Source organism: Psychrobacter sp. M9-54-1 (assembly GCF_016613355.1).
Lineage (GTDB): Bacteria > Pseudomonadota > Gammaproteobacteria > Pseudomonadales > Moraxellaceae > Psychrobacter > Psychrobacter faecalis.
Map to the genome: position 1 here is coordinate 44736 of NZ_JADGFW010000022.1, position 25181 is coordinate 69916.

A 25181-nucleotide genomic window follows, 5' to 3' on the forward strand; every position below is an offset into this window, starting at 1 on the left:
CCTTATTATTGTCTACTTAAGACAGTATTAAACACGGTTTAATCCATTTTATTTAATCATTCGTCACAGAGAAATCGTTATGCGTACAGACTCATTCCAGCAAATCTTGGAAGACCTAAACAGCTCATCAGCCGATGTGGAAGCTTCTGCCCTTATCTCGAACGATGGTCTTATGATTGCATCCGCGCTGCCAACAGGCGTTGATGAAGACCGCGTTGGCGCTATGTCTGCCGCTTTATTGTCACTTGGTGACCGCGCAGGTCGCGAATTGGCTCGTGGCAGCATCGACCGTATCATGATCCAAGGCGAAAAAGGCTACGTGATTATGACTTCATCAGGCGATGAAGCGGTATTGACCATTATGGCAAAACCAAACGCTAAGCTTGGCTTGATATTCTTAGACATTAAACGCGCATCAGAAGCCTTGGCAAAACTTATCTAATCGATGACTTCTACTCTCGTCCGATAAGGCTTTACGCGACAGCAGTGCTACAAACTACTTGATAAACAACACTTTAAATGAAAATTACCGGCATGTCTTATAAAAATTATTTAAGGTATTGCATACTGTTTATATTGAATGAGTGATTAGGTTTTCTAAACGTTTACCGAACACTTAACAAGTACTCAGCGCGCCGAATTTGCCTAAAGTTGATCGGCCTGTATTTAATAGCTTTAAAAACTCTAATAGCTTTAACCACTTTAATAATTATCGCACCAATGATAAACAAAGGAGATTACAATGGGTTCTCCACTCCCCGACGCCATGAAACCTGATATGCCAGCCGAACAAGTCACCATGACTTACCACGACGGCACCTCGCGCACTGTTTATGACAGCGGTATCGAACGCCCTTATCCTGACGGTAAGCTGATCGTGTCACGTACCGACCTAGACGGCGTTTTGACGCATGTCAATGATGCCTTTGTCGAGATTAGCGGCTATGACGTCGATGAATTAATCGGTAAGCAGCATTATATTTTGCGCCATCCTGACATGCCAAAAGCCGCCTATAAAGACTTGTGGGCGACCGCCAATGCTGGGCAAAAATGGCATGGCTATGTGAAAAACTTATGCAAAGATGGCAGCCATTATTGGGTTTATGCCACCGTCGTACCAAACGTGCGCCGCGGCGAAACCGTTGGTTATACTTCTGTGCGCCGTAAACCATCGCGCAGCAAAATTGAGGCGGCAATCGCCCAGTATGCCCAAATGAAACAAAACGAGGAAGGCTAAATCATGACGACACATAATATGTTAATCGCCCCTGATTTTTCGCCGGAGCGTTTTGCAGGCTGGCACATGTTTAACACCTTGATTCAAAAGCGTGCCAATCTCAACATGCACCTAAACATCCCTACCTCGCATGCTGAACAAGAAGACATCATCAATCAAGGCGATATTCAGGTTATTTATGCCAATCCCTTTGATGCGGCTACCCTTATCCGCGAACAAGGCTACCGTGCGATTGCGCGTCCTATCGGCAAATCTGATGAGATGGTCATTGCGGCAGCAGCAAATAGCGACATCAATCGCTTAGAGGATATCAAAGCTGGCGCTACCATAGCAATGGCAGATAACCGCGATGTAAAATTAATTGGTTTACGCCTGCTAGAAGCTGTTGATATAGAAGAAGCCGACCTTAACTGGTCAGTGACTGAAACGTATCAAGCAGCGGCGCGCCAAGTCATTAAAGGCGACGCACAAGCGGCGTTCTTTTTGGCAGAGATTTTCCACAGCTTTTCACGCCTGACCAAAACGCAGCTATCAGTGTTAATCGAAAGCGATCTGGCCGATATCAGTCATGTATTGCTTATTAAGGAGGGCTTCCCAGACACTGACATCTTAATGGATGCCATCTTGAATCTGCATAACGATGACGACGGTAAAGAAGCGTTGGCCGAACTTGGTATGCCGCAAGGTTTTGAAGCCATGAGCGAAGAAGACGCGGAATTTATGATTGATTTGATGCAAACGTTACTTGACTAGCAGGTTCATTGGCATCTTACTGACGTCATAGCCTATTAGGCTACAATAATACTAAGCAACAATCGCTATGGTCTATTACCTCATAGCGATTGAGCAAAGTGGTGCCCTAATAGCATTTTTATTAATACTTTTTGAATAACTTTTTAACCGCTTTTTGCATAGTGCTATGACTAACAGGACACGCTTATGTCTGATTTAGATCTCATCAAAGAAAGTGAAATGGCAGCACGGCGCGTCTATCGTCTTTACTCACGTAAGATATTTATCGCACCCAACAACCGCCATTTTCACGAACAACGTATCAATGCTGCCCTACTGTTAAACGAAAAAGAACCACTACAAGGTGCGGTAGCCGATTTTTTTTATGGCTGCTGGTATGACATTCCCTATGATGTCACCAATATGTTTACCCGCTTGCAAGGGCGCATGCTGCCGCATATCGAGCAAGGCTTTCGAGATTGTATCGATAAAAAAAGCTATATCCAAAAAAACAGTATGCTGGCAACGCGCTGGAGCGTACTGGTCTCACCATCTTTAAATGAACAGACGCAGCGCCTGCGTATCAGTAGCGATGACGCCAAAGAAATCGCTAAAGACATCACCAACGATTTGATGCTCGCGCGTGACAATCAAGACTGGGATACCATAGAGCAAATCGAAAACGAGTTTTTTGCCCATTGTATCGCGCGTCACGACCGTCTGGCATTCTCCTTGGTGTGGTTTCGCTTGGGTAAAAGCGATTGGCAATTCGATGCGCGCTGGAATGACTGTCAGCAAAAACTTGAGCAAACCAAAAATGCACAAGACGCTTAACCTGCTTATTTTTATAGCATCACCAACATTCTTCTAACGAGTAGCCGCTATGTCTTCTTATTTAAACGCTGATAAAACCTATCTGACCTTGACCCCAGCTGGCATTTTTGAGTCATTTTCGCAAAGTGAACCAACGCCTGAGCAGTTATCCTTGCAAGATTTATTGTCGCATAACGAGACGCTGCTGGCCGCTGACTGGCTCGATCGCTATTCTGATGAATGGTTAGACAGCTTTTTGGAACATGGCTGGATTGAGAAGCTGTCGTTATTTTTGCCCGCGCCAAATTTGCCGCTTGATCAATTTTTACCTTATGTGGTTTCAAGCTTATCGGGTAAACGCCGAGCGGCGATTGGTTCTGATGAAGGTTTTTGTCTGGCACGGATTGGCTATAGCCAAGAAGAAGCGGACATGCTCAGTGTGGCGGCGGCGGACTTTTCAGGCTTTATGCTGCGCCAAAAGCAGCGCGGCTGGGCGGTAGAGAGCCAAGCGATTTCTTTCTTTCAGCAAGTTGATCTGTTGATTCCTGAAACCAGTTTTGTATTTTTATGGATTGATGGCTCAGGCTACGTGCTTATCATCGACGGCGAGCCTTTAACCAACAACCGTGCTTTTGTTGAGTTGGTATGGGCGCTTAAAACGTCTGGATTGCGCTTTACTAATTAGATCTAACCTTTAGCAAGCTACACTTAATCAAACCAGCTACTTGTTATAAATGCACCCTTTAACCATAAGCGGTGCATTTTTTATGCCTGCAACTTGAACCACTGAATATACTAATAAAAATTACCATTTATAATTTTATCGCGTAATAACAATACCCTTAGAATTAACAATAAAGGTTTAAACGTTAGATTATAATTATTATAAGCAACTGTTTACTTTTTTCGTTAAATTTATAATTTCAATAAAAAATTTCCATTGCTAGATTTTCCTCATCTTCACATTTTCAATGTTTTAAATCATCTTTATTAATAACTACATTCCTGAACGTGGCAACTTTTGCCAAACCTTGCATTCTTGCTTATTTTTAGGACAGTTTATGGCTTCGCTAACCACTGTGCGCGTACGTTATCAAACGATTGAAATTGGCAATACTGACATTCATATCTGCACCCTACGCGACAATCAACAATTTAGTGACCCTGACAATGAGGCGCTAGACCTTGGTATTTGCTCGGCGTCGTGGCCGATGTTCGGCGTGATTTGGCCATCAAGCTTGGTACTCGCCAATCATATGCTGGATTATGACATTGCAGGCAAGCGTATCTTGGAAGTTGGCTGCGGTATGGCATTATCAAGTTTACTACTGAACCATCGCCATGCCGATATTACTGCGACCGATTATCATCCGACGGTTGAGTATTTTTTGGATAGAAATACCACGCTGAATAATAATAAAGAAATTAACTTTGAGCGCTTAGACTGGGCCGAAGACAATAGCCATCTTGGCAAGTTTGATATCATTATCGGTAGCGATTTGCTGTATGAAGACCAGCATATCGATATCTTGGCGGAGTTTATTGAGCGCCATGCACTGCCAACTTGTGAAGTTATTGTCGTTGACCCTGGGCGCGGGCGCAAAAACAAGTTGACCAATAAAATGGTTGAATTTGGTTTTAGCAGTAAGCATGTTAAACCTGAGGACACCACTTATCTTGAGCTACCTTTTAAAGGACATATTTTAACCTTTTCGCGTTAGGCTTTGGAAAACTAATAGGTTATATAATAAGAAAAGACGCCATTTTACGGCGTCTTTTTTATGCATTTTATAGCATGACTTATTATTAATGTAATTTATAAGTTTATAAATTTATAAGCGTCTAACCAAAGGTGGTTGCACACGTGAATACATGATTAATGAGATGCCATTAGATATCAGCTCAACGGCCAATAGGACGCCAAGAATATAGGTTGCTGACTGCGGATAGCTGGTAAATATCATGATAGCCAACGTAATCGAGATAAGCCCTGAGATTAATATTGGCACAAAAGCCACGGTTCTGCGTAGACCGAAAGCAACCATCACTCTGACGATACCCGTTGCCATAAATAAAATAGCAATTACCATGGTCAAGGTTAAAATACCTTGTAGCGGGTTTTGTAGCAGCTCAATACCGATAAATATGCCAAGCACACCGCCAATGGCCGCTAGCACTTTATCCGTCGTGGTATAAGCACGGAACAGGGCAATAAACTGTAAGATACCGACAAGAAGAAATACAAACCCAGCCAGTTGTTCAGCAGCGAAACTGGCGCTAAGCGGATTGAAAAAAGCAAAGATACCGCCAAGAATACTGATGATACCAACGACTAGCCACAATATACGACTCATAAGATACCCTTATTTTATATTTATAATGCGCAAATGATATCGCAGATTATTGGCAGGCTTGTATGACGGTAGTAATGTATTCAGGTAATCCTGTTACCATCAGTACCCAGGCGTTGTATTATGCTTATAACCCTACTAACGGTTTAGGCGTAATATGCCTATCATCCAAACGATTCTTGGCATCAAATTATTTATCAACCCAGCCCTGCTGTCGGGCATAGGCAAGTTGCTCGGGCGTATCGATATCATAGCTCAGCTGTTTATTGAAGACTGTCCTGATTTCACTGGGCGAGAGCGCTCTGATTAAATGACGTAGGCCTTTGTCTCCACTTATATGAAGCTGCCATTGTTTAAGTAGCTGATAATCGATAACTAACGGTAGACCAACGATAAGGTTTGTCGACTCATGATTGGCATCTGCTCCACGCTCAATATGGTCATCTTTTGATAATGTATCTAAAAGCTGCCAAGGCTCATAAGCGCTAGCAACCACTAGATGCTTACCAGCTAGCAACTCGTTTGCATGTTCAAGATCCAGTAGAATTTGGTCGACACCCATGATTAATACTCGCTCAACCGTTTTATGATTAGAATTTTTATCATTAAAGTTTTTATTACTAACAAAGTAAGTTAAGGCTTCAATAGCAGTATAAAGACTATGTCCCATACCAGTTTCGGGCGTTTGGTTAATGACAGTCTTGATATGTAAATGGGTGTCGCTTAGTTTTGCTACCTCACTAGCTATCGATGCCTCATTTTTAGGAATAACGACGATAATAACTTGCGGATTTGTACTTACTGCCAGTTGTAGCATGTGATTAATGAGAGGAACGCCATTTTTATAAAGCAGCTGTTTAGCCTCTCCAAGACGACGACTGAGGCCGCTGGCTAGAAGAATAATGGTATGGCTTGATTGCTGGCTAGAATTTTGATTTGGTAATGCCGCGCTATTTGACGTTAAATCACTTTTCTTCATACACCGCTCAATATTTCAGATATGGTTCTATTATTATCTAAAAAATCATTAGCAGGATTTTGCTCGTGCATGACAGCGCTTATTTGTGCCATGATGCCAAGTGCTAAAGCTTCAGGGCCATCACCGCCTAGTTTATAACCAATCGGATAATGGAGTTTTTTTACGCCCTCACTTAAACTTGCCGGATTGTCTTTGACAGCACGAATCTCATTTACCAAGCGCTCGGTTCGATAACTTGGGCCTAATTGTCCAAGATACTTATAATGAGTCGAATGCGCAAGCAATAACGAAAGACGGGCACGGTCTTGAGTCAAACTGTGCGACATCAACGCGACCGCCGCATGACGACTGAGCTTGAGCAGTTTCTCATTATCGTCCAATGCGACTGGCATCACGATATCCGCTTCGGGAAAACGCATCCGCGTGGCATACTGGGCGCGGCTATCGATAACGCTGACGTGCCAATCTTGTAATTTTGCCATGGTCACAAGCGGCATCACATCATTCCCTGCCCCGCAAACAAGCAAACGGTGCTGTGGTTGTAGACGCTGGATAAGCCATTCTGTGGTGATATCACCGTTTTTTAAGACAACGTATTCGGTATTTTTGTTAGAAACTACATGCGTTGACAGAGTTTTAACTAACCCTTCAATCTCATGAGTAAAAATATTCGCTTGCTCAATGAACGCTTGATTACCCATACGAGCACCGCTGACAAAAGTTATTTTTTCGTTGGCAATATAGTCTTTTAGATCTAGCCGAAGCCCAATGGGTAAATGGTATTGATCATTTGCGCGAATTAACGTCGCTATCGTTGTAGGATTTTGGCTACGACGAACATGACGAATAACTTCTAAAAACGGCCTTGCGGCTGTCAAACGCTCAAATAATACATGAACCTTGCCATTACAGCCCAAACCGAAATTTAGCTCATTTTCTAAATCGCCATTTCCATTGCCATTACTTTCACTATCATCATCTGCCTCGTCACTCTCATCACTACCCGTTTGATAAACCTGCACGTTTGCGCCATGACGCGTCAACCAAAAAGCACGTTTGATGATATGTGGTTCTAGGCAACCACCGCTAATCATCCCAACCGAGCGTCCATCAGCGCAGATAAGCATCATTGCCCCAGGCCGACGATAGGCCGAGCCTTCGGTACGTACTACCGTTGCTAACACCGCACCGATGTTTTGCTGCTGCGCCTCGCCTGCGAGCTTTAGAATATCAGCGACCTGATTCATAGTGCCTCTTATCTCTATTTATTTTTATTTTAGTTTCAGTTTTAATGATTAAAATTGCATTTCGCCTTATAAAAACCCGCTAGTGATGGCCGCTAGCGGGTTTTTATATCAAGCATCAGTTAGCCATTCGTTAATATCGACTATCAACAATAGTTATTCTGGCAACTCATAAAGCAGCTTATCAAGAGTGATTGGGAAATCGTAAACGCGCACACCGACCGCATTATAAATAGCATTAGCAATAGCCGCCGCTGCTCCAGAAATCGCGGTTTCGCCAATCCCTTTGATATGCATGGGATTGGTATAAGGGTCATCTTCTTCGACCAATATTACCTCCAGTTGCGGCACATCGGCATTGACCGGCACATGGTATTCAGCAAGATCATGATTGCATAGGCGACCATCACGCTTATCATGGATGATTTCCTCCATAAGCGCCGAACCAATACCGAAAACCATACCCCCGTAGCATTGTGAAGTGGCGGTTTTATGGTTAAGAATACGTCCGGCAGCAAAGGCGCCCGTCATGCGTTTAAGACGAATCTCGCCAGTCACTCTATGGACGGCGACTTCCGCGAAATTGACACCAAACGACGCTTGGCGATGGCTTTTGGCATTTTTACCCGGTTTGATTTGACCTTTAGCGCTCATTTTTTGCTCATCGCATTCAGCAATAATATCTGCCAATGCATAAGACTGAGAATTGCTAAAATCGTATTTTTCGGTAGCAGACTCTGATAATGCTAGACCCGTTTTCTCAGCGACTGTATCTTTTAAGTCTAGCGCTTTGTCTTTAATCGTTTCGACCGCTGCTTCTGTAACGCTAGGGTTATGCTCGCCTGCTTGTTTGATCTGACCTTTATCAAGCTGAATGGTATCTGGATAAAGCCCGACTTTTTCTGCCAACATATCGCGCAGCTGCTCACAGGCAAGATAGATACCACTACCTGCACTTGCTGCACCCCAACTACCACCCGAGCCTGAGGCTGATGGCAGCTCACTATCACCGAGCTTCATCTCGATATGGTCTATCGGCAAGCCTAGTAAATCAGCGGCAACCTGGGAAAAAACCGTATAAGAGCCTGTGCCGATATCGGTCATGTCAGTTTCGATAATGGCATTAACGCCAAGGGCTTTTGAATCGTCAACTTGCAGTGTCGCCCGCGCCTCTGACAGTTTTAACTGATTACCACGAGCGGAGGCCGCCATTCCCGTACCAATCCACCAATCACCCTCTAACTGACTGGCAGGCTTGGGATTGCGCTGCTCCCAACCGAACTGCGCCGCCCCTTGCTCCATACAAGCCAACAGCTGCCGTGTCGAAAACGGAATGTCTTGGCTTGGGTCTTGCTCAGGCTCGTTACGGCGGCGCAGCTCAAGCGGATCGATATTCAATTGCGTGGCCAATTCATCCATCGCACATTCAACTGCAATCATACCGACCGCTTCACCGGGTGCGCGCATAGAGCCAGAAAGCACGTAATTCATGTCTACTTGTTTATAATTCACGCGGCGATTTTCACCGCGGTATAAATATTTGGTCGACAGCGCCGTCGGCTCAAAAAATGCCTCACCCGGTAAATTACTGCCAACGGTATCGTGAATAAAGGTGTTGATAATGCCGTCTTTATCGCAGCCAATGGCGATACGTTGGCGAGTGTTTGAGCGTCTAACGGTTGCTTCCATCACTTGCGGACGCGTCATACTGATCAGCACAGGACGACCAAGCTCTTTTGCCGCAATCGCTGCTGCAATCGACTCAGGCGCGATACCCAATTTACTACCGAAACCACCACCAACAAAATAAGAGATTAATTGCACCTGATCCTTTTTTAGATCTAAAGCATCCATCACTTGCTGCTTGCAAGAGGCAATCATTTGGTTTGAGGTATACATGATGAGCTTATCGTCTTCCCAATAAGCCAGCGTCGCATGCGGCTCCATCGGCGAGTTGCTTTGACTTGGCGTATGATAAAAGCGATCGAGAGTCACCTCTGCATCCGCTAAGCCTTTATCAGGGTCGCCTGTAACAGAATTTTTATCTGAGCCCTTTTGCTCATTGACGTCATGAGCACTTGGCAGCTCCTGGGTAAAGTTTAATGCCGCTTGTTCGGTCTCATTTTTATATGTGACTTTCAGGGCATTAGCGCCTTCTGTCGCTGCTTCAAAAGTCTCAGCAACCACTACCGCTATCGGCTGCCCGTGATAATAAATCTCGCTGGCGCCTTGGGTTGGTGCTTCGGTCTCACCGCCTTGCTGTGAGTTTCGCAAAAAATGCTTAGGATCGGTTACGACTTTAATGATGCCAGAAATACCATCTAAAGCACTGCTATCGATATTTTCCACTTGTCCTTTGGCTATTTTCGCGCCAACTAGAACGCCGTAAACTTGATTTTCTCGATAAAATTCTGCTGAGTAAGGCGCTTGTCCGCTGACCTTTAACGAGCCATCAACACGGTTGATCGGTTTGCCGACCAACTTGCTTGCCGTTTTGTCAAAAAGCGAATCGACAGGCTCATTCATCATCATTTTTTTGGTAGGTTCTGATGGCAATACTGAGTCCAATAATGACATGATTATGCTCCCTCGCCCGCTAAGGCGCGCTGAATAACTTGTTTAAGTAGGCGACGCGTCAGTGGTATTTTAAAATCGTTTTGACCACTGCCTTTGGCCTCTTTTAATAATAAGTCTGCGGCTTGTGCGATCGTAGCGTCATCACCCGCCGTACCCGTTAATAATGCTTCAACGTCTTCATTACGCCACGGCATCACCCCAATACCACCAAAGGCCAAACGTACGGTAGCCAAATTACCATTATCATCAACCTCTATGACAGACGCACAAGACACTAAGGCAAAGGCGTAAGAAGCGCGGTCACGTACTTTGTCATAGGTATGCATGCCTTTGATAGGCGGTGGTAAAACAACATGAGTGATAAGCTCGCCACTCTCCAAGACATTTTCGATATGCGGCGTGTCTTTTGGCAGACAATAAAAGTCTTTGACTGGAATAGAACGGGTCGAACCATCTGCTTTCACCGTTTCAATAACGGCATCAAGCAACCGCATTGCCACCGCCATATCAGAGGGATGTTGGGCAATACAAGCATCACTTGTACCTAAAACAGCAAGGGTACGGTTCTCGCCGTTAATCGCTGGACAGCCACTGCCGGGCTCGCGTTTATTACATGAACTGTCAGTCTGATAAAAATAATAACAACGCGTCCGCTGCAAAAAGTTACCGCCAGTCGTGGCTTTGTTGCGCAGCTGACCAGTAGCGCCCGCCAAAATAGCACGAGACAATACTGGATAATTGGCAATCACTTCAGGATGCGCGGCCAGATCGCTATTGGTCACCAGCGTGCCGATACGTAATCCGCCGTCAGCCGTGGTTTCGATTTGCGCGAGCTCTAAGCGCGTCACATCAACCAATTTGGTTGGTGTTTCAATCTCAAACTTCATCAAATCTAAAAGATTGGTGCCGCCGCCGATAAATGACGCATCTTTTGGGCTGGCAGCAGTCGCCGCTTGTTTAGGCGCCTCGGCACGGACATAGTCAAAGCGTTTCATGAGTGAGCTCCTGCTTGGGCGTTGTGGTTTTTATTTTGTGACGCCTTGTTTTGCGAGGGTTTACTAAGCTGTGTCTCACTAGGCGGCGGCGACCAAATACCGGTAACGCTTGCAGAATCTGAGCCTTTTGTAGTTATAGTATTTTTTGTAGTTATAGTAGTAGAGACAGCTTTATCTGTTATGTTATTTTCCAAGACTTGCGAGATGGCATTAATAATGTTCGGATAAGCCGAACAGCGGCAAATATTACCACTCATGCGTTCGGCGATTTCTTGTACCAGCAAGCCGTCAGGATTTTGCAAATCAGTGGTCACGTAGCTTGGCCAGTTTTGCTTAATCTCTTCAATCAAAGCAGTGGCTGAACAAATCTGCCCCGGCGTACAGTAGCCGCACTGAAACGCATCGTGGTCTTTAAACGCTTGCTGTAAATCTGAGAGCGATTCAGGCATTCCAATGCCTTCAATCGTCGTAATCTCATCACCGTCGTGCATGACCGCAAGGGTCAGGCAAGAATTGACCCGTCGCCCATTAATGAGCATGGTACAAGCGCCGCATTGACCGTGGTCGCAGCCCTTTTTGGGTCCGGTAATTTGTAGATGCTGGCGACAGACATCGAGCAATGTCGTGCGCGGATCAAGATTATTGAGCTGATAATCTTGCTTATTAATCGTTAAGGTCAAAGTAGACATGCTGGCTTCTCGCTGGCAGTTATTCATAAAAAGATAAGTGTGCACGCTCTTAAACAGCGTCAATCGTTTCATTATGGCGTATCAAAAACAGCGCTTTGTTTTTAATTTGTAGTCATTGCAGTGTAGTTTTTTTAAGCAAATAGCGATGAAAAAACTTTTTTGTCAACTTTTAACTCTATGATAAATCTCCTTTACAACTGCGGTTGACTGCTTAACCTCGTTAATAGAACCTGTAACTTAGCAACCATTGTAATCACGTTTTCATTCTCTTAATATGGATTCACCTTTATAAAACCTTCTATAAATAAATCGAACATAATCAATAAAATAGGTATAAAAATATGGAAAACTCAAATCAACCGCTATCCAAAAAACCTCTGCGCATCGATATAGTCTCAGACGTGGTTTGCCCGTGGTGTATTATCGGTTATCGTCAATTGGCGGAGGCGCTCAAGCAAACTAATACCGAGCACGAAATACACTGGCATCCGTTTGAGCTAAATAGCAATATGCCAAGCGCAGGACAAAATTTACGTGAGCATATTATGGAAAAATACGGTTCGAGCAAGGAAGAATCAGACGCGAGCCGCCTTAGAATGACGCAAGCGGGCAATGAAGTTGGCTTTGAATTTAATTTCAACGATGACACGCGGATGCACAATACTTTTAATCTGCATCAGCTGTTGTATTGGGCAGGTCAACAAGGACAAAAGCCGATGCATGACTTAAAGCAGACGTTATTTAGCGCGCACTTTACCGATGGTCGCAACATCTCTGATAATACGGTGCTGGCTGATATCGCAGCGGAAGTTGGACTTAATCGTGAAGAGGCGCTGGCTGTGCTGGAGGATCAGCGTTTTGCCAAAGAGGTACGCGCAGAAGAGCGCCACTGGCAGCAGCAAGGTATTCAAAGCGTGCCAGCGATGATTTTTAATGAGCGGCATTTGGTCAGCGGCGCGCAAGGCGTAGATAATTACGTCAATATTTTACAACAATTGGCTGCCATGCAAGAGTAAATAAAGCTTTGCTAATAGGACTATGATTAATGAGTAAAGAAAAATTACTGACGCTGTCAGACGAAGCAGAAGAAATTGTTTTGGATAAGCTTAGAGAGTATATGAGCGAGGAATTTGATGTTGATATTGGCAACCTGCCAGCGAAGTTTTTATTAGACTTTATCATCGAAACCTTGGGACCACCTCTCTTCAATCAAGTGGTAGACGATATTGAACCTTGGTTATACGATAGATTTACAGGCGTTTTAGAAGACATGCACAGCTTTAAAAAAGATTAAAAACAAAAAAACGCCGCCCCATTATAGGAGCGGCATTTTTATTTAATAGCGTTAAAAAAGCTTAGCTATCTAAGCATAATTCTAGAAATGCACCACAGAGCGAATACTCTCACCTTTATGCATCAAGTCAAAAGCTTCGTTGATATCTTCTAACGGCATAGTATGAGTAATAAAGTCTTGTAACGGAATCTCTCCTGCTAGGTAGCGCTCGACGTAGCCTGGCAACTCTGAGCGACCTTTGACACCACCAAATGCTGAGCCTTTCCAAACGCGACCTGTGACTAACTGGAATGGTCGGGTTGAGATTTCTTGACCAGCACCCGCAACACCGATGATGACTGACTCGCCCCAACCTTTATGACAGCACTCTAACGCTGAGCGCATGACATCGACGTTACCGATACACTCAAACGAATAATCAACGCCGCCATCGGTTAATTCAACGATGACATCTTGAATCGGCTTGTCGTAATCTTTTGGATTGATGCAATCCGTCGCGCCCAATTTTTTGGCCAGCTCAAACTTACTCTCATTGATATCAATGGCAATAATACGGCTGGCCTTGGCCATTTGTGCACCGATAACCGCCGATAGTCCAATACCGCCCAAACCAAAGATAGCAACCGTTGCACCTTCTTCGACTTTTGCGGTATTCATGACGGCGCCCATACCTGTGGTCACGCCGCAACCGAGCAAGCAGACTTCTTCTAACGGTGCCTCTTTATTAACCTTGGCTAATGAAATCTCTGGCAACACCGTATATTCAGAAAAGGTTGAGCAACCCATATAATGGTAAATTGGCTCACCGTCTTTGTAAAAGCGCGTCGTACCGTCTGGCATTAAGCCTTTACCTTGGGTTTCGCGTACCGCCGAGCATAGGTTGGTTTTACCTGAGCGGCACATTTTACAGACGCCGCACTCTGCGGTGTATAAAGGAATGACATGGTCGCCGACTTGTACGCTGGTGACACCTTCACCGATTTGCTCAACGATACCGCCGCCTTCGTGGCCTAAAATCGCAGGAAACACACCTTCTGGGTCTTCGCCAGATAAGGTGAACGCATCGGTGTGACAAACACCACTGGCGACAATTTTCACCAGTACTTCGCCTTTTTTGGGCAGCATCACATCCACTTCTTCGATAGACAATGGCTCATTTGGCCCCCACGCAATGGCGGCTTTGGATTTGATAAAGTTATCTGACATAGTATTCTCTCTTTTTAATTCATTTTATCGTTTATTAGCTGCAGACCAATTTAGCTTATAGCGCTTACTTGATAGAGGCAAGCGCTAGTTATAGCAGTTTATATTTGAGCTGTTTGTAAAGGATTTATTTTATACTGTCCATTATAGTTGTTTCTGCTGTGATAACAATATGCTATATTTGCAATTATCTTTTACACAGTGGTAATAATCATGCGCTGGGATGGCATTAGCGAGTTCGTTTATGTGGCGGAGTACGAAAGCTTTACGCGAGCAGCAAAAGAATTGGGGATTTCAACCGCGCAGGTCAGTCGGCAGATAAGCGCCTTAGAAAAACGCCTTAACATTAAATTGCTGTATCGTACGACGCGCAAGGTATCGCTGACTGAAGAAGGTCGGGTATTTTATCAGCATTGCCGCGGTGTGATTGACGGCTTAGATGCGGCCGAACAAGCCGTAAGCAACTTACAAACCAAACCGCAAGGCAGAATTAAACTGACCGCGCCTGTCACCTATGGCGAACAGCAGTTATTGCCCCTTATCAATGATTTTATGGTGCAATACCGCGATATCGAAGTGACGGCTTTTTTGAGCAATCAAAAAATTGACTTGATCGAGGGTGGTTATGATTTGGCGATTCGTATTGGCAAATTAAGCGATTCAACGATGATGGCAAAAAAACTCAGTCATCGTACCAATTTTGTCTGTGCCGCGCCCGCTTATCTAGAAAAGTACGGCGTACCATATTCTCTAGTCGACTTAAGACAACATAATTGCTTACTTGGTACGCGGGATTATTGGCACTTTATAGAAAATGATAAAAACGCTGATAAGGAAATAAACTTACGCGTCTCTGGCAGCGTGCAATATAACAGCGGTCACAGCCTAGTCGATGCGGCACTAAAAAGCTTGGGTATCGTGCAGCTACCTGATTATTATGTACAAAAACACTTAGCGTCCGGTGCACTGGTTAGCGTGTTAGATAATTACAGAGAGCCTGAGGAAGGAATTTGGGCGATTTATCCGCACAATCGTCATTTATCGCCAAAAATCAGATTGCTGGTGGACTATTTGGCAGAGCGTTTATCTTAATAAAGCTTGAAAGTGGCGATTTAGGATTAAGGCTACTTATTGTTGTAAGTTAAGTAAAAATCTTATTTTGACGACTTAGCACGAGCTATTTGAGCATTTAACTCTACTTTTAGCTTTTTTGCACACTCAATAATCTTTTTACGATCGGCGGCGATAGCGCCATATTCAAGCGCGGTTTTACGCATTTGCACGGTGACGTCATAATGCGGATAGCTGGCGTTTTGATGAAATAAGCGCTTATCTACTTCAATCAATGCGGCAAAATCGTGCAACTCTTGCAAGGTATCAGCTAGCATATGGCACCATTTATAGCCTTTAAATTCTATTTGCATAAAATCTACGTAAATTGCCATATGAATCCACTCCTTTATTTTTACTAAAAATTTATCACGCCCTAAACAGCACTTTCACAAAACAGCCATTAAAACAATTCACTTGTCTCTTTCTTGAGCTGTTTAAGCACCGTTTGATATTCGCTATCGCTGGTTGCAAGTGTGCTTAAACGGCCATAGCGTAGCTTGCGATAGTATTGTTGAATCTGCTCAATTTTTACTTGGACAGTTTTTGAATCACCACTAGCAGTTAGCTTACTGGCATTATTATGCTTACTACTATTTTGACCACTGTCATCATCAATTACGCTTGCCAAACGCGCAAGCCAAGCCAATTGGCCTTCGCTATCATCACGAGCAAGCGACTTATCCGCTTTAGCGATGCGTTTTGAGAGTTGGGCAAGTGGCAGGTCTGCTGGATGCCAACGTTTGCGGCGACGCTGCCAGATAACAAACACAAGAATCGCCATAACGCTAATGGCACTTACTGCCAACCAAGTGATTTGCTGCATGATTGAGCGAATATTAAACCATTTAAGCAATGAGTCAGCTTGCTTATCTTGATCGTAACCAACGACGTCCTTTTGCCAATAATAGCTCGCTTGGTCTGATAGACGGCGTAAGGTTTGCAGCATTTGATACTGCTGATAGCTGATTTGTGCCCCAGCACCATCGCCGAACATTGTCGCTCCTCGCGCCTGTGTCAGCGCATCCATGCCTTGCTCGACGCGCTCAGGGGCGACAAAAGCCGTGGGATCGACACGTACCCAGCCTTGACCCTCAAGCCAGACTTCCGTCCAAGCATGCGCATCCATTTGCCGCACTTCCCAAACGTTACCGTTACGACTAGGCTCTCCGCCTTGATAGCCTGCCACTACTCGCGCAGGAATACCAGCGGCGCGCAGCATAAAGGTAAAGCTAGAAGAATAATGCTCACAAAATCCCGCTTTGGTGTTAAATAAAAAATCGTCAATACGGTTGGTATTTAAACGTGGCGGTGATAGCGTATAGCGAAATTCGGTTTGATTTATCCAGCGCTCGATTGCCTGTATATAACGCACGGGATCCGAGTCAGACTGGGCAAATAACTGCTGCGCCAGTAGGCGTGCTTGCGGATTACCGCTACTTGGCAGTGCAAGATTGAGACGGCGCGACTCATCAGACAGTACAGGGTCGATACGCATCGGCGCAAACTGCAAGACATCGTAGCGCAGCTGCTGGGTAACCGGCTGATCTTTTCGTAAGGTAAAATTTGAGGTAATACTGATATCTTGCTGCTGGGCAAAAGGATAATCCAGGCCAAATAGCCAGTTTTGCTGCGTCGGCTCTAAGATAATTTGATAGCGATTCGGGGCAATTTTTACCTCATCAGGAACGGTCGCTAAGGCATTCGCTATCCAATTTGGCATTTGCGGGGCGGGTTGCCATTCTCGTTGCTGCGGACTGGGACGCCATGTGACCCCATCAAAATTACTAAAAACCAAACCACGCCAATAAAGCTGCTGCTGTGGCGGGCGCTTATCTGCAAACTCTACCCGAAAAGCTAGCTCAGTCGACTGACCCAAATTGGCAAAGTCGCCGGGCGACATACTGTCAGAGACACCTGTAGTCGCTTGCTGACCGGAGAGCTGTACTGACCATAGTGGCGGCAAGCGTGGAAAGAATAAAAACAGCACAACCAACAGCGGCAATGCGCCAATACCCAGCACGCCCAAAGTACGCAGGCGACCATCACCGCGAGTATTGCCATCATCGTTAAGCGCAATAAATGCCAACAATACAATGACCGCGCCGATGATTACCTCTACTGTCGTCACAATGCCTTGATCCATCAAAAACAGTGAAGCAAGGACAAATAAAGATAAATTGAGCACCACATAGGCGTCACGGCGCTTGTACAACTCCCACAGCTTACTGATAAGGCACAGCACTAAAAACGCCACGCCCATATCCAGTCCAAATGCCGTGTTATAAGTCAGCCATAAGCCCACAAGCCCAAGTAAGAAGCCAAGCATTTGCATACTTTGATAGACACGTTTTAAATGCGTCAGTTTTTTAAACTTAGCTTTAATACGCGGTAGTTGGGCAATGATACTGACCAGCGCAAAACCTATGAGCCATAACGGCAAGTGCGCTGCATGCGGTAAAATAACGATAACTTGCGCAATCAATACCCAATAATAGGCTGGCAAGGCAAGTAGCTTGCGAGTCCATTTATGATGGCTGCTCACGCCATTAGGGGCACTGATATTTTGCCCCAATGCCAATTGCGCAAAGTTTGCAGGGTTTATCTGTGTCTCATTTGCAGCATGGTGTTTGAAGTTGTTCATGGTGATTTTGCCAATCTTAACAAACAGGCTTGTGCAAACGCCTCACCTTCGCCCATCGTTGCAGTAGCATGCTTATTAACCGTTATCTCATTGGGTAAGCGCATGTTAAATGGGACGCCAAGTTCACCCAATGTCAGCACCCCGTACGCCATTTGCGCCAGTTTTTGTTCATGCTGCGCCGCTGGCATATCAGTATAGTCTAAGGTTTGCTCATGGCCAACAGGATCAGCGAAATGCTTGGTAAACATCCCTTGGCCGCGCGCCACGTGACCCCAAGAAACGCGTGCTAACGACTCGCCTTCGATATAGTTATCAAGCCGCTCAAAGTCGTCTTGACCTTGGCGATATTGCCCGCCTATCGGCAAATCCTCCGGACTGGCAATGGCATATTGTGCTTGCCAATCAAAGGTTTCAGGTTTTGGGTAAACCCACGCGCTACAGGCGAAATAGACATACGACCATGCGCGCATAATCCCTAAGGGGTAAACGGTTTTTATTTTTAATCTTGGTAGTTGCAACTGCCCACGACGATAAGTCTGCACCGGCAAACGAATGATTTGCTCGTCTTGTAGGCGCGTGACCAATACTGAGAGCTGACTATCAGCATTAATCTCATGTTGGTTATCGTTGTTTTTATCGGCTTTTTTATAAGGCTTTTGCTCAGTCTGCTCAGAGGCAACTTGCTCAAAGGTAAATAATAACTGTCGTCTTGGTCGGCGGCTGTCATTACGCAGCTGCAACGTGACCCAAACAGGCGCGCCGGCTTCTGCCATGGTGACATCAAGCAGACGGACTTGCAGACCCGAGATATGAGCGAAGGTTACATGAAAGCTAATGAGCCAGACGCTAATGAGATAAAAGCACAGCCCCAATACCAAGTTATTACCATAGTTGATACCAGCGATAAAGGTGATGATTAATAAAACGGCAAACAGCAACCCTTCACGGCTAAAAAAGATATAGACGTTACGCAAATTCAGCGTCGCATTATCGCTTTTGGGCGCACGCGCGGCAAACCAACGGCTTAATAATGATCTAGCTGGTACGGTTAAGGCTTTTGGCAACACACTCATGACTACCCTATCCTTACCATAAAAGATGCAAACAATTAAATAACGACAGCCACGTCTGCCAATATACGTTGAGCGATAGTTTGTGTGACTTGTCCGCCAGTCACGTGTGCAGGCACGAAACGCTGACCAAGACGATGGTCAGTGACCGCCGCAAATACCGCTTGAATATCTTCGGGCGTCACTTCCATATGTCCCGATACATAAGCATAGGCTTGCGCCGCACGCTGTAGTGATAGCACACCACGCGGTGATAAACCATGATAATCAAAGCTTGCACGCGTTTTTGCAACCAGTCTTTGCAGATAATCCAACACCACATCAGCGACATAAACCTGCTTAACCCCATGTTGCGCCAATAATACCGCCTCGGTATCTAGTACGGCGCCAAGCTGTTTTAATAATTCACGGCGATTTTGTCCCTTTAACAGCTCGCGCTCAGCGGCAGGCGATGGATAACCAAGCGACAAACACAATAAAAACCTGTCCAGTTGCGATTCAGGTAATGGATAGACGCCTGCTTGCTGCAATGGGTTTTGGGTGGCTATGACAAAAAACGGCTGCGGTAATGGATAGGTTTGACCATCTTGCGTCACTTGCCGCTCTTCCATCGCTTCTAATAACGCGCTTTGGGTTTTGGGACTAGAGCGATTGATCTCATCGGCGAGTAACAGCTGCGTAAAGATAGGGCCGGCACGAAACTCGAATTGCTGCTGACTTTGATCAAAAATACTCATACCCAAGATATCTGCTGGCAGCATATCATTGGTAAATTGCACACGGCTAAAACTCAACCCAAGCAATTGCGCCAAGCCTTGCGCCAACGTCGTTTTACCCATACCTGGTAGATCTTGCAACAACAAATGCCCGCCTGCCAAAATACCACTGAGCGCCAGTTTAACCACCTCGGGTTTATCTAACACTATTTGATTTAATTGCGCCATTAACTGAGCAATTTTTTGCTGATTATGGCGATAGTCATTGGTGGCTTGGTTCATTATCGATTCTTGGCTCATTTTTTAATGAAATAGGTTTAAAAAGAATACTTCTCTGTCAGGTATTTCTCAATCAGGCACTGCTGCTATTTTGTTTCATCAACTGTTGGTACCGGTGCCCGCAGCGTTGATAAATAAGCAATCACATCGGTACGCTCCTTACTATCGGGCATCGGATCTGACAGCATTTTTGAGTCGGGCATGGCTTTTTCAGCATCAGCGATATAAGTGTCTAATGTTTTGGCATCCCATACCCAACCTGAAGTTGCAAGCCCTTCGCTATAAGTATAATCCTCTAGCTCAGCGGCTTTTGCGCCATAAATATTCATCAGCTGCGGCCCTTTTTTATTGAGCCCTGGGTTAAGCTGATGACACTGACCGCAAGCATCTTGGTATATCAGCGCACCGTTATCGGCATCGCCCTCAGTGTAAAGCGGCAGCGTGACCGGATCTCGATAATCAGGCGGCGTTTTTTCACAAGCGGTGAGCAATAGCATAGCGGCACATACAGCGCCTAATGGGTATCTTTTGATAATAAACATGGTGGAATAATCTTAAATTGAGAAGCACGAGCTATGTATGCGTCTACCTCAACCACAATACAAGGTAAAAAGGACAAACACACATAGCGCTGCGTAGAAGTATATATCGTTGCTAACCGTTAAATATGGGTTATGTGGTAAAGATAAAAATTATTTGCCTAGACTTAGCTCTCGCTTGATATTTTTATAGTATCACTAGGTGCTTCTAAATAATAACCCTGTAAGTAGCGTGCGCCCACGCTCCACGCGACTGACATGGTCGCCGCATCTTCAATATATGGCATCAAGACATCAACGCTAATCTCATTGGTACGCATGATAAGCGACTTAACTGTTTCTAAATTCTCTGGATTATCAAGGCCTTCGACATAATTTCGGGCTAAGCGCACCATATCAGGCTGCACAAAATTCGCCAGCTCAACTGACTTAGCGGAGGAACCAAAATTATTAATGCCCAGCAGGCAGTTGACTTGGTTAAGCGCTTTAAATTGCGATTTTGCGACAGTCAAATGATCGGCAATGTCTTTTTCGTTAAACTGTAAGGTTAACGCGCCCGCTTTACCACCAACAGCATTGATGAGTTGACTAGCGACGCTCGGCAGTTTTTTATCTATCAACGACGCATTGGTCAGTTGTACCAATAACCTTGCATCTGGATGGGATTTACGCACGTCATTGATTTTTTTACAGGCATTGATCAATATCCAGCGGTCAATTTTTTCAAGGAGCTTGTGCGCTTTGGCCACCGCCATAAACTGGTCGGGGGTCAATACTGTATTATTTGCATCCGCTAGTGGCAAACGCAGATATACCTCAAAGAAATCACTACGATCATGATTGATATCATATATGGGCTGGAAAGACAGCTCAAAGCGATTATTAGCAATGGCATCGACTAAAGACTCAGCAAGGGCATGATCATCACTATTGGCATGTTCGCTGGCGTCATATAGATGGTATTTATCACCGTGATTGGAGGTTTCAATCATAATTTGATTGATAGCATCTAGCGCCCGCTCAAGCAACACTTTTGGCTCTGGCGTATTTTTTTCTATCTTCACGATCGCAATACTTGCCGTGGTACTTAACGTCCGTTTATCTACCTCGATTAGCATGTCACTAATAGTCGAACCAATTTTCTCAGCCAATTTCTCAAGCGCAGCGGTATTTTGATTTTCTACCAAGATAGTAAAAGCGGTATCGCTAAAGCGACTCACATGGCTGTTTCCCTCTATCTCATTTGTCATTAGCTCATCTAAGGCATACGCGACTTGTTGTACGGTGGTATCAACACCTTGTAAACCCAAGCTGCTTCTAATCTTACCCACATTATCGAGTTGAATATAAAATAATCCTGCCGTCAAAGCGCCTTGTTTTGCTTGCTCATACACTTTAGTCAGCTGCAATTCAAAACCGAGGCGATTATCAATACCTGTTAAGCTATCTTTACGTTTGGCTGCTGCCAAACGCTTGGCAACGTCGGCGCTGTTGGCATTATTTTGCTGAATAATAATTTGGGTAACGGGCTCGCCATCAAGGGTCGCGACTGCAAGCTGTAATTTTGCTTCAAAGGTACTGCCATCGGTACGTTTACTTTCAAAATTAAACTCAACGTCTTTGCGGTTGCCTTTATCGAATTGACGTAAAAACTGCTTAAAGGCTTTGACATTATCACCGCCTGCTATTAAATCAATTACCGGTATACCAATAATGTCATTCATTGATTCAAAACCAAACAACTGTAAGTACGGGTCATTGGCAAAAATATGAATACCTTGATCGATATAAGCAACGGCACTTTTAGAGTTTTTAATCAGCACATTGGCGCGCTGCTCTGCTTCAGAGATGACATGCTGTAAAGTTTTAAGCTGTTGACGACTGCGTAGGTTGTCATGGAGCAAACAAATCGCCATGACTACTGCCATTTCTTGATCGGCGCTCAGCGCTTTGACCATTGTGCCATTTAAAATAGAAGGTAAGCCCGCTTCGTTATGAGCATTGGCTATCGTATCTTTATTTATCAAACAAACCGATGGCAAATCAATACCTTGCTCTTGGACAATACCGACCACCTCGGTAAAGTTCATATCATAAGCTTGCCCAAACACCAAGGTATCCCACGGCTGGCGTAACGCCTTTAGCAGCTCCTCTTTATCATCTAAAAACCCTAAGTTCACACTATCATAATATGAACCTAGCAAGTCGACGATACGCTCAGCATAAAGCTGGTCATCATCGATTACTAATAAGTTTAGGATGGACTGAGTACGCATAAGAAGCCTTTTAAATGGTAGTAGCGGTTTTGTCATTATAAACAATAATGTAATCGACTGCTGCTTAAGTTACAACCTCAAGGCGATGTTATAAACTCTTAAACAAACTTAAACCAAACTCACTTAGCCTATGATCAAGTCTTAAGTATTGATCGTCCTAAACTTATCTAAGCTATTAATAGATAACTATACGCCAATCTCAACTTATCGTAGGCTTTTGATTTTTATAGAATTTAAAATTCTAATTGTTTTAACTGAAATTTTAAAAACTAAGTAAACCAATACCTTAGAAAAATAAGTTGAGAGTGGGGTAACTATTTAAAGTTGTACCACTTCATATTGGCTAAACTCGTCGTTCATCATTAAACGCCGTACCAAGCGCAATGTTTTTTGTTTGCTATCAATACGCATCATGACTTTATCTCCTACTTGAAAATGGGAAGTCGGCACGATCAAACTACAAACAGTCTGTAATTGCTCATCGCCCCCAACGACAAGCGCTGGTACAAAATGCCGACTGCGATTGTCTCTATTGTGCAGACGAATACCACAGGCGATGAGCTGATGACCAAGTACTTGCCAATCAATTTCAGGCTTTTCGCTATCCATTTCACGCCAACGCACCACACCTATTGACCAGTCAGGTGACGCTGATTGATGAGGACGACATAATAAGAACAGACTCATAATACGCAGTGACGGCGGTTCAATAGAATCTAGCACATCATTATTAGCAATCCTTGCTATATCTTTTATTGCTTTAGGACTATAGTCTTTTTCGAGGGTATCATTTGTCTCTCCGCTTTTTATTGATGCCTCAGGGCCAAAAAATGAATGAACGTTTTTGCATGCCATATGCTCAGCCGTTGCCACGGGCTCTTTTGGTTTGGGCAATAATCGCAAGGTACGAAAAATAGAAAAATCGTCATTATTGACAGCGCCATCATTAAATCTACCGTCAAATGTCTCTACCGCTAACCCTTTATCGTTGGCATGTTTTTTTGGCAAGGTATCGTAGCGGGGTTGCTGATAATCTGGCAGCACTTTAGCGACAATCAAACTTGATAAGCTTTGCTGGTTACTGACGCGGTAATGAATGTCATTGAATCGCGTGATGACGTGAGCCTCTTGTTTGGCACTTTGCTTGATGGGTAGTGTCAAGCGAGGCTGGATATAACGATAGCTTAATGTCATGGCAACCGTGTTAAGCAAGCAATATTCAGCCCCTTCTCGACCTTCCTCGATAAGTGTGTCCCTACGCGATTTCAAATGAGCGACCAGCGCCGCTAACTCGATAAATACACAATCATGATGGGCATCATAAGGATTGATCGCACAATGGGCGGTCAAATACGTCGGTGCGCTGTCACTATTTAAATTGACGAACACCTTTGTCTCCGTCTGCGGCTCTACTGTTATAATAAGGTGTTCACTCCACTCTAATAGCAAACGCTGTACCATCAAGATATTGGCTCGGCGCATGGCACGCACGTTTAACAAGCTATGCAAACATAACTGAGCATATAACTGATGGATAGTATCCGCACAGTAGGTGGTGATATAAGTACTGACATCAATATCCACTGTCCGCTGTTGGCAAGCCATATAGTAGAGCTGATTAATATTAGACCATAAGGACGCTGTAGGCTTTTGATAGCAAAGCGCTTCTTCAAACAGTAACTTTTGATACATCAGCAGCGTCTGATAGGTTGCAATGGCCAAAGTAATCGGCGAGGATTTGTCATTGATAAAATAGCGCTGCCACAGATTGATGGCTGATTGCGACTCATTATCTGCTAAAAGAATAATCTCTCGTTTTATAACGCCGTCGTAACCCATAATCATTAAATAGTACAGCGACTTCACTTGTGCCACATAATCCAACTGATAAGCGTTGAAAGCCTGCGTCTCATAGATATAATGCTGGCGCAGCAGCGCAATCAGCTGATTGGCCGCATCCAGCACAATATTAAATAGCGTCAGACGTTGTCGATCATCTATATTTGCCGTGCGCAATTCTGTAAGCACTTGTTCTAATTGCTCTATTTGCTGCGTCTCTGTTTGCAGGGGCAACAGCGCAGCCCATTTGCGCAAATGCTGCTCATCGCTATTAAACGATCTAGGCAATGGTTGCGATAAGGGCGCATTCGTTGTTAAATACTGCTGAAATGACGATAAATTTACCATTACTATCCTTAGTAATTGCGTAGGCTATCAATAGAAGTCTATCTCTAGAATTTACCTTTATAGACGACGACACTTAAGTACAAACCACTCGGGCACAAACTATTTAGGCATAGATCTCAAATTGACTGCTCACTGACCACTTTATGAGTTTGACTCAGAGTACTTTAACAGTGCCTATTTATGAGAATTTTTAAACTTATCACTAAAAATTACTATTAATAACCCCACTCTCAACTTCGAAAGTGA

The 25181-nt window shown here is 44.4% G+C and carries 23 protein-coding genes; 9 read left to right on the forward strand and 14 right to left on the reverse strand.

Annotated elements, in window-relative coordinates; genetic code table 11:
- The first annotated feature begins 79 nt into the window (after positions 1-79).
- The 6 genes from IQ457_RS09295 (at position 80) to IQ457_RS09320 (ending at position 4503) form a co-directional block, all read left to right on the forward strand.
- The gene (locus IQ457_RS09295) at positions 80-442 is read left to right on the forward strand and encodes a roadblock/LC7 domain-containing protein (RefSeq protein WP_010201036.1); all 363 of its coding nucleotides are present in this window, start codon (positions 80-82) and stop codon (positions 440-442) included.
- Positions 443-742: 300 nt separating this feature from the next.
- Positions 743-1237, forward strand: a complete 495-nt coding sequence (locus IQ457_RS09300) for a PAS domain-containing protein (protein WP_200662934.1) — start codon at positions 743-745, stop codon at positions 1235-1237.
- 3 nt (positions 1238-1240) lie between these two features.
- A complete protein-coding gene (locus tag IQ457_RS09305; RefSeq protein ID WP_200662935.1) occupies positions 1241-1990 on the forward strand; it encodes a PhnD/SsuA/transferrin family substrate-binding protein in 750 nt (249 codons plus the stop codon).
- A 186-nt stretch (positions 1991-2176) separates the two neighbouring features.
- Positions 2177-2803 (forward strand): hypothetical protein, encoded by a 627-nt coding sequence (locus IQ457_RS09310; RefSeq protein ID WP_200662936.1) that lies wholly within the window; start codon positions 2177-2179, stop codon positions 2801-2803.
- 49 nt (positions 2804-2852) lie between these two features.
- The gene (locus IQ457_RS09315) at positions 2853-3467 is read left to right on the forward strand and encodes a hypothetical protein (RefSeq protein WP_200662937.1); all 615 of its coding nucleotides are present in this window, start codon (positions 2853-2855) and stop codon (positions 3465-3467) included.
- Between the two features lie 376 nt (positions 3468-3843).
- Positions 3844-4503, forward strand: a complete 660-nt coding sequence (locus IQ457_RS09320) for a class I SAM-dependent methyltransferase (RefSeq protein ID WP_200662938.1) — start codon at positions 3844-3846, stop codon at positions 4501-4503.
- 111 nt (positions 4504-4614) lie between these two features.
- Here IQ457_RS09320 and IQ457_RS09325 read toward each other — a convergent pair whose 3' ends face one another.
- The 6 genes from IQ457_RS09325 to IQ457_RS09350 form a co-directional block, all read right to left on the reverse strand.
- A complete protein-coding gene (locus tag IQ457_RS09325; protein WP_200662939.1) occupies positions 4615-5136 on the reverse strand; it encodes an HdeD family acid-resistance protein in 522 nt (173 codons plus the stop codon).
- Between the two features lie 187 nt (positions 5137-5323).
- Entirely contained in the window at positions 5324-6112 is a 789-nt protein-coding gene (locus IQ457_RS09330; RefSeq protein WP_200662940.1) for an NTP transferase domain-containing protein, read from the reverse strand.
- Complete coding sequence (locus IQ457_RS09335; protein WP_200662941.1) at positions 6109-7359, reverse strand: XdhC family protein; 1251 nt, start codon at positions 7357-7359, stop codon at positions 6109-6111. The genes IQ457_RS09330 and IQ457_RS09335 overlap by 4 nt, the downstream gene beginning before the upstream one ends.
- A 153-nt stretch (positions 7360-7512) precedes the next feature.
- Positions 7513-9933, reverse strand: a complete 2421-nt coding sequence (locus IQ457_RS09340) for a xanthine dehydrogenase family protein molybdopterin-binding subunit (protein ID WP_200662942.1) — start codon at positions 9931-9933, stop codon at positions 7513-7515.
- A gap of 2 nt (positions 9934-9935) precedes the next feature.
- Positions 9936-10928 carry an FAD binding domain-containing protein gene (locus IQ457_RS09345; protein ID WP_200662943.1) on the reverse strand — a complete coding sequence of 331 codons (993 nt, stop codon included), beginning with the start codon at positions 10926-10928 and terminating at the stop codon, positions 9936-9938.
- Complete coding sequence (locus IQ457_RS09350) at positions 10925-11617, reverse strand: 2Fe-2S iron-sulfur cluster-binding protein (protein ID WP_200662944.1); 693 nt, start codon at positions 11615-11617, stop codon at positions 10925-10927. Before IQ457_RS09350 ends, IQ457_RS09345 begins: the two co-directional genes overlap by 4 nt.
- Before the next feature lie 341 nt (positions 11618-11958).
- On the opposite strand from IQ457_RS09350, the gene IQ457_RS09355 reads away from it, so the two are divergent.
- Together IQ457_RS09355 and IQ457_RS09360 are read left to right on the forward strand one after the other, a co-directional pair.
- Positions 11959-12633 carry a DsbA family oxidoreductase gene (locus IQ457_RS09355; protein ID WP_200662945.1) on the forward strand — a complete coding sequence of 225 codons (675 nt, stop codon included), beginning with the start codon at positions 11959-11961 and terminating at the stop codon, positions 12631-12633.
- A gap of 29 nt (positions 12634-12662) precedes the next feature.
- Complete coding sequence (locus tag IQ457_RS09360; protein WP_200662946.1) at positions 12663-12911, forward strand: DUF2164 family protein; 249 nt, start codon at positions 12663-12665, stop codon at positions 12909-12911.
- Positions 12912-12992: 81 nt separating this feature from the next.
- Here IQ457_RS09360 and IQ457_RS09365 read toward each other — a convergent pair whose 3' ends face one another.
- On the reverse strand, positions 12993-14117 hold the full coding sequence (locus IQ457_RS09365) for an S-(hydroxymethyl)glutathione dehydrogenase/class III alcohol dehydrogenase (protein WP_200662947.1): 1125 nt from the start codon (positions 14115-14117) through the stop codon (positions 12993-12995).
- Between the two features lie 210 nt (positions 14118-14327).
- On the opposite strand from IQ457_RS09365, the gene IQ457_RS09370 reads away from it, so the two are divergent.
- Positions 14328-15206 carry a LysR family transcriptional regulator gene (locus tag IQ457_RS09370; protein ID WP_200662948.1) on the forward strand — a complete coding sequence of 293 codons (879 nt, stop codon included), beginning with the start codon at positions 14328-14330 and terminating at the stop codon, positions 15204-15206.
- A gap of 62 nt (positions 15207-15268) precedes the next feature.
- Here the strand turns inward: IQ457_RS09370 and IQ457_RS09375 are convergent, their stop codons facing one another.
- The 7 genes from IQ457_RS09375 to IQ457_RS09405 all read right to left on the reverse strand — a co-directional run bounded on the left by IQ457_RS09375 (position 15269) and on the right by IQ457_RS09405 (position 24935).
- Positions 15269-15559 carry a DUF4031 domain-containing protein gene (locus IQ457_RS09375; RefSeq protein ID WP_144296597.1) on the reverse strand — a complete coding sequence of 97 codons (291 nt, stop codon included), beginning with the start codon at positions 15557-15559 and terminating at the stop codon, positions 15269-15271.
- A 68-nt stretch (positions 15560-15627) separates the two neighbouring features.
- Positions 15628-17868 carry a transglutaminase family protein gene (locus IQ457_RS09380; RefSeq protein ID WP_200662949.1) on the reverse strand — a complete coding sequence of 747 codons (2241 nt, stop codon included), beginning with the start codon at positions 17866-17868 and terminating at the stop codon, positions 15628-15630.
- Complete coding sequence (locus IQ457_RS09385) at positions 17865-18941, reverse strand: hypothetical protein (RefSeq protein WP_200662950.1); 1077 nt, start codon at positions 18939-18941, stop codon at positions 17865-17867. The genes IQ457_RS09380 and IQ457_RS09385 overlap by 4 nt, the downstream gene beginning before the upstream one ends.
- Positions 18942-18976: 35 nt before the next feature.
- Positions 18977-19936, reverse strand: a complete 960-nt coding sequence (locus IQ457_RS09390; protein ID WP_242465402.1) for an AAA family ATPase — start codon at positions 19934-19936, stop codon at positions 18977-18979.
- A gap of 83 nt (positions 19937-20019) precedes the next feature.
- Positions 20020-20475 carry a c-type cytochrome gene (locus IQ457_RS09395; protein ID WP_200662952.1) on the reverse strand — a complete coding sequence of 152 codons (456 nt, stop codon included), beginning with the start codon at positions 20473-20475 and terminating at the stop codon, positions 20020-20022.
- 164 nt (positions 20476-20639) lie between these two features.
- Positions 20640-22748: an EAL domain-containing protein gene (locus IQ457_RS09400; RefSeq protein WP_200662953.1), complete on the reverse strand. Its 2109-nt coding sequence runs from the start codon at positions 22746-22748 to the stop codon at positions 20640-20642.
- A 318-nt stretch (positions 22749-23066) separates the two neighbouring features.
- The gene (locus IQ457_RS09405) at positions 23067-24935 is read right to left on the reverse strand and encodes a hypothetical protein (protein ID WP_200662954.1); all 1869 of its coding nucleotides are present in this window, start codon (positions 24933-24935) and stop codon (positions 23067-23069) included.
- Between the last annotated feature and the right edge of the window lie 246 nt (positions 24936-25181).

What these genes read in the sequence shown, in the direction of transcription:
- IQ457_RS09390 (WP_242465402.1), bottom strand. Translation starts at nt 19,936, where the DNA reads ATGAACCAAGCCACCAATGACTATCGCCATAATCAGCAAAAAATTGCT.
- IQ457_RS09315 (WP_200662937.1), top strand. Translation starts at nt 2,853, where the DNA reads ATGTCTTCTTATTTAAACGCTGATAAAACCTATCTGACCTTGACCCCA.
- IQ457_RS09335 (WP_200662941.1), bottom strand. Translation starts at nt 7,359, where the DNA reads ATGAATCAGGTCGCTGATATTCTAAAGCTCGCAGGCGAGGCGCAGCAG.
- IQ457_RS09400 (WP_200662953.1), bottom strand. Translation starts at nt 22,748, where the DNA reads ATGCGTACTCAGTCCATCCTAAACTTATTAGTAATCGATGATGACCAG.
- IQ457_RS09310 (WP_200662936.1), top strand. Translation starts at nt 2,177, where the DNA reads ATGTCTGATTTAGATCTCATCAAAGAAAGTGAAATGGCAGCACGGCGC.
- IQ457_RS09295 (WP_010201036.1), top strand. Translation starts at nt 80, where the DNA reads ATGCGTACAGACTCATTCCAGCAAATCTTGGAAGACCTAAACAGCTCA.
- IQ457_RS09380 (WP_200662949.1), bottom strand. Translation starts at nt 17,868, where the DNA reads ATGAACAACTTCAAACACCATGCTGCAAATGAGACACAGATAAACCCT.
- IQ457_RS09355 (WP_200662945.1), top strand. Translation starts at nt 11,959, where the DNA reads ATGGAAAACTCAAATCAACCGCTATCCAAAAAACCTCTGCGCATCGAT.
- IQ457_RS09395 (WP_200662952.1), bottom strand. Translation starts at nt 20,475, where the DNA reads ATGTTTATTATCAAAAGATACCCATTAGGCGCTGTATGTGCCGCTATG.
- IQ457_RS09330 (WP_200662940.1), bottom strand. Translation starts at nt 6,112, where the DNA reads ATGAAGAAAAGTGATTTAACGTCAAATAGCGCGGCATTACCAAATCAA.
- IQ457_RS09365 (WP_200662947.1), bottom strand. Translation starts at nt 14,117, where the DNA reads ATGTCAGATAACTTTATCAAATCCAAAGCCGCCATTGCGTGGGGGCCA.
- IQ457_RS09340 (WP_200662942.1), bottom strand. Translation starts at nt 9,933, where the DNA reads ATGTCATTATTGGACTCAGTATTGCCATCAGAACCTACCAAAAAAATG.
- IQ457_RS09325 (WP_200662939.1), bottom strand. Translation starts at nt 5,136, where the DNA reads ATGAGTCGTATATTGTGGCTAGTCGTTGGTATCATCAGTATTCTTGGC.
- IQ457_RS09405 (WP_200662954.1), bottom strand. Translation starts at nt 24,935, where the DNA reads ATGGTAAATTTATCGTCATTTCAGCAGTATTTAACAACGAATGCGCCC.
- IQ457_RS09370 (WP_200662948.1), top strand. Translation starts at nt 14,328, where the DNA reads ATGCGCTGGGATGGCATTAGCGAGTTCGTTTATGTGGCGGAGTACGAA.
- IQ457_RS09350 (WP_200662944.1), bottom strand. Translation starts at nt 11,617, where the DNA reads ATGTCTACTTTGACCTTAACGATTAATAAGCAAGATTATCAGCTCAAT.
- IQ457_RS09300 (WP_200662934.1), top strand. Translation starts at nt 743, where the DNA reads ATGGGTTCTCCACTCCCCGACGCCATGAAACCTGATATGCCAGCCGAA.
- IQ457_RS09375 (WP_144296597.1), bottom strand. Translation starts at nt 15,559, where the DNA reads ATGGCAATTTACGTAGATTTTATGCAAATAGAATTTAAAGGCTATAAA.
- IQ457_RS09305 (WP_200662935.1), top strand. Translation starts at nt 1,241, where the DNA reads ATGACGACACATAATATGTTAATCGCCCCTGATTTTTCGCCGGAGCGT.
- IQ457_RS09385 (WP_200662950.1), bottom strand. Translation starts at nt 18,941, where the DNA reads ATGAGTGTGTTGCCAAAAGCCTTAACCGTACCAGCTAGATCATTATTA.
- IQ457_RS09320 (WP_200662938.1), top strand. Translation starts at nt 3,844, where the DNA reads ATGGCTTCGCTAACCACTGTGCGCGTACGTTATCAAACGATTGAAATT.
- IQ457_RS09360 (WP_200662946.1), top strand. Translation starts at nt 12,663, where the DNA reads ATGAGTAAAGAAAAATTACTGACGCTGTCAGACGAAGCAGAAGAAATT.
- IQ457_RS09345 (WP_200662943.1), bottom strand. Translation starts at nt 10,928, where the DNA reads ATGAAACGCTTTGACTATGTCCGTGCCGAGGCGCCTAAACAAGCGGCG.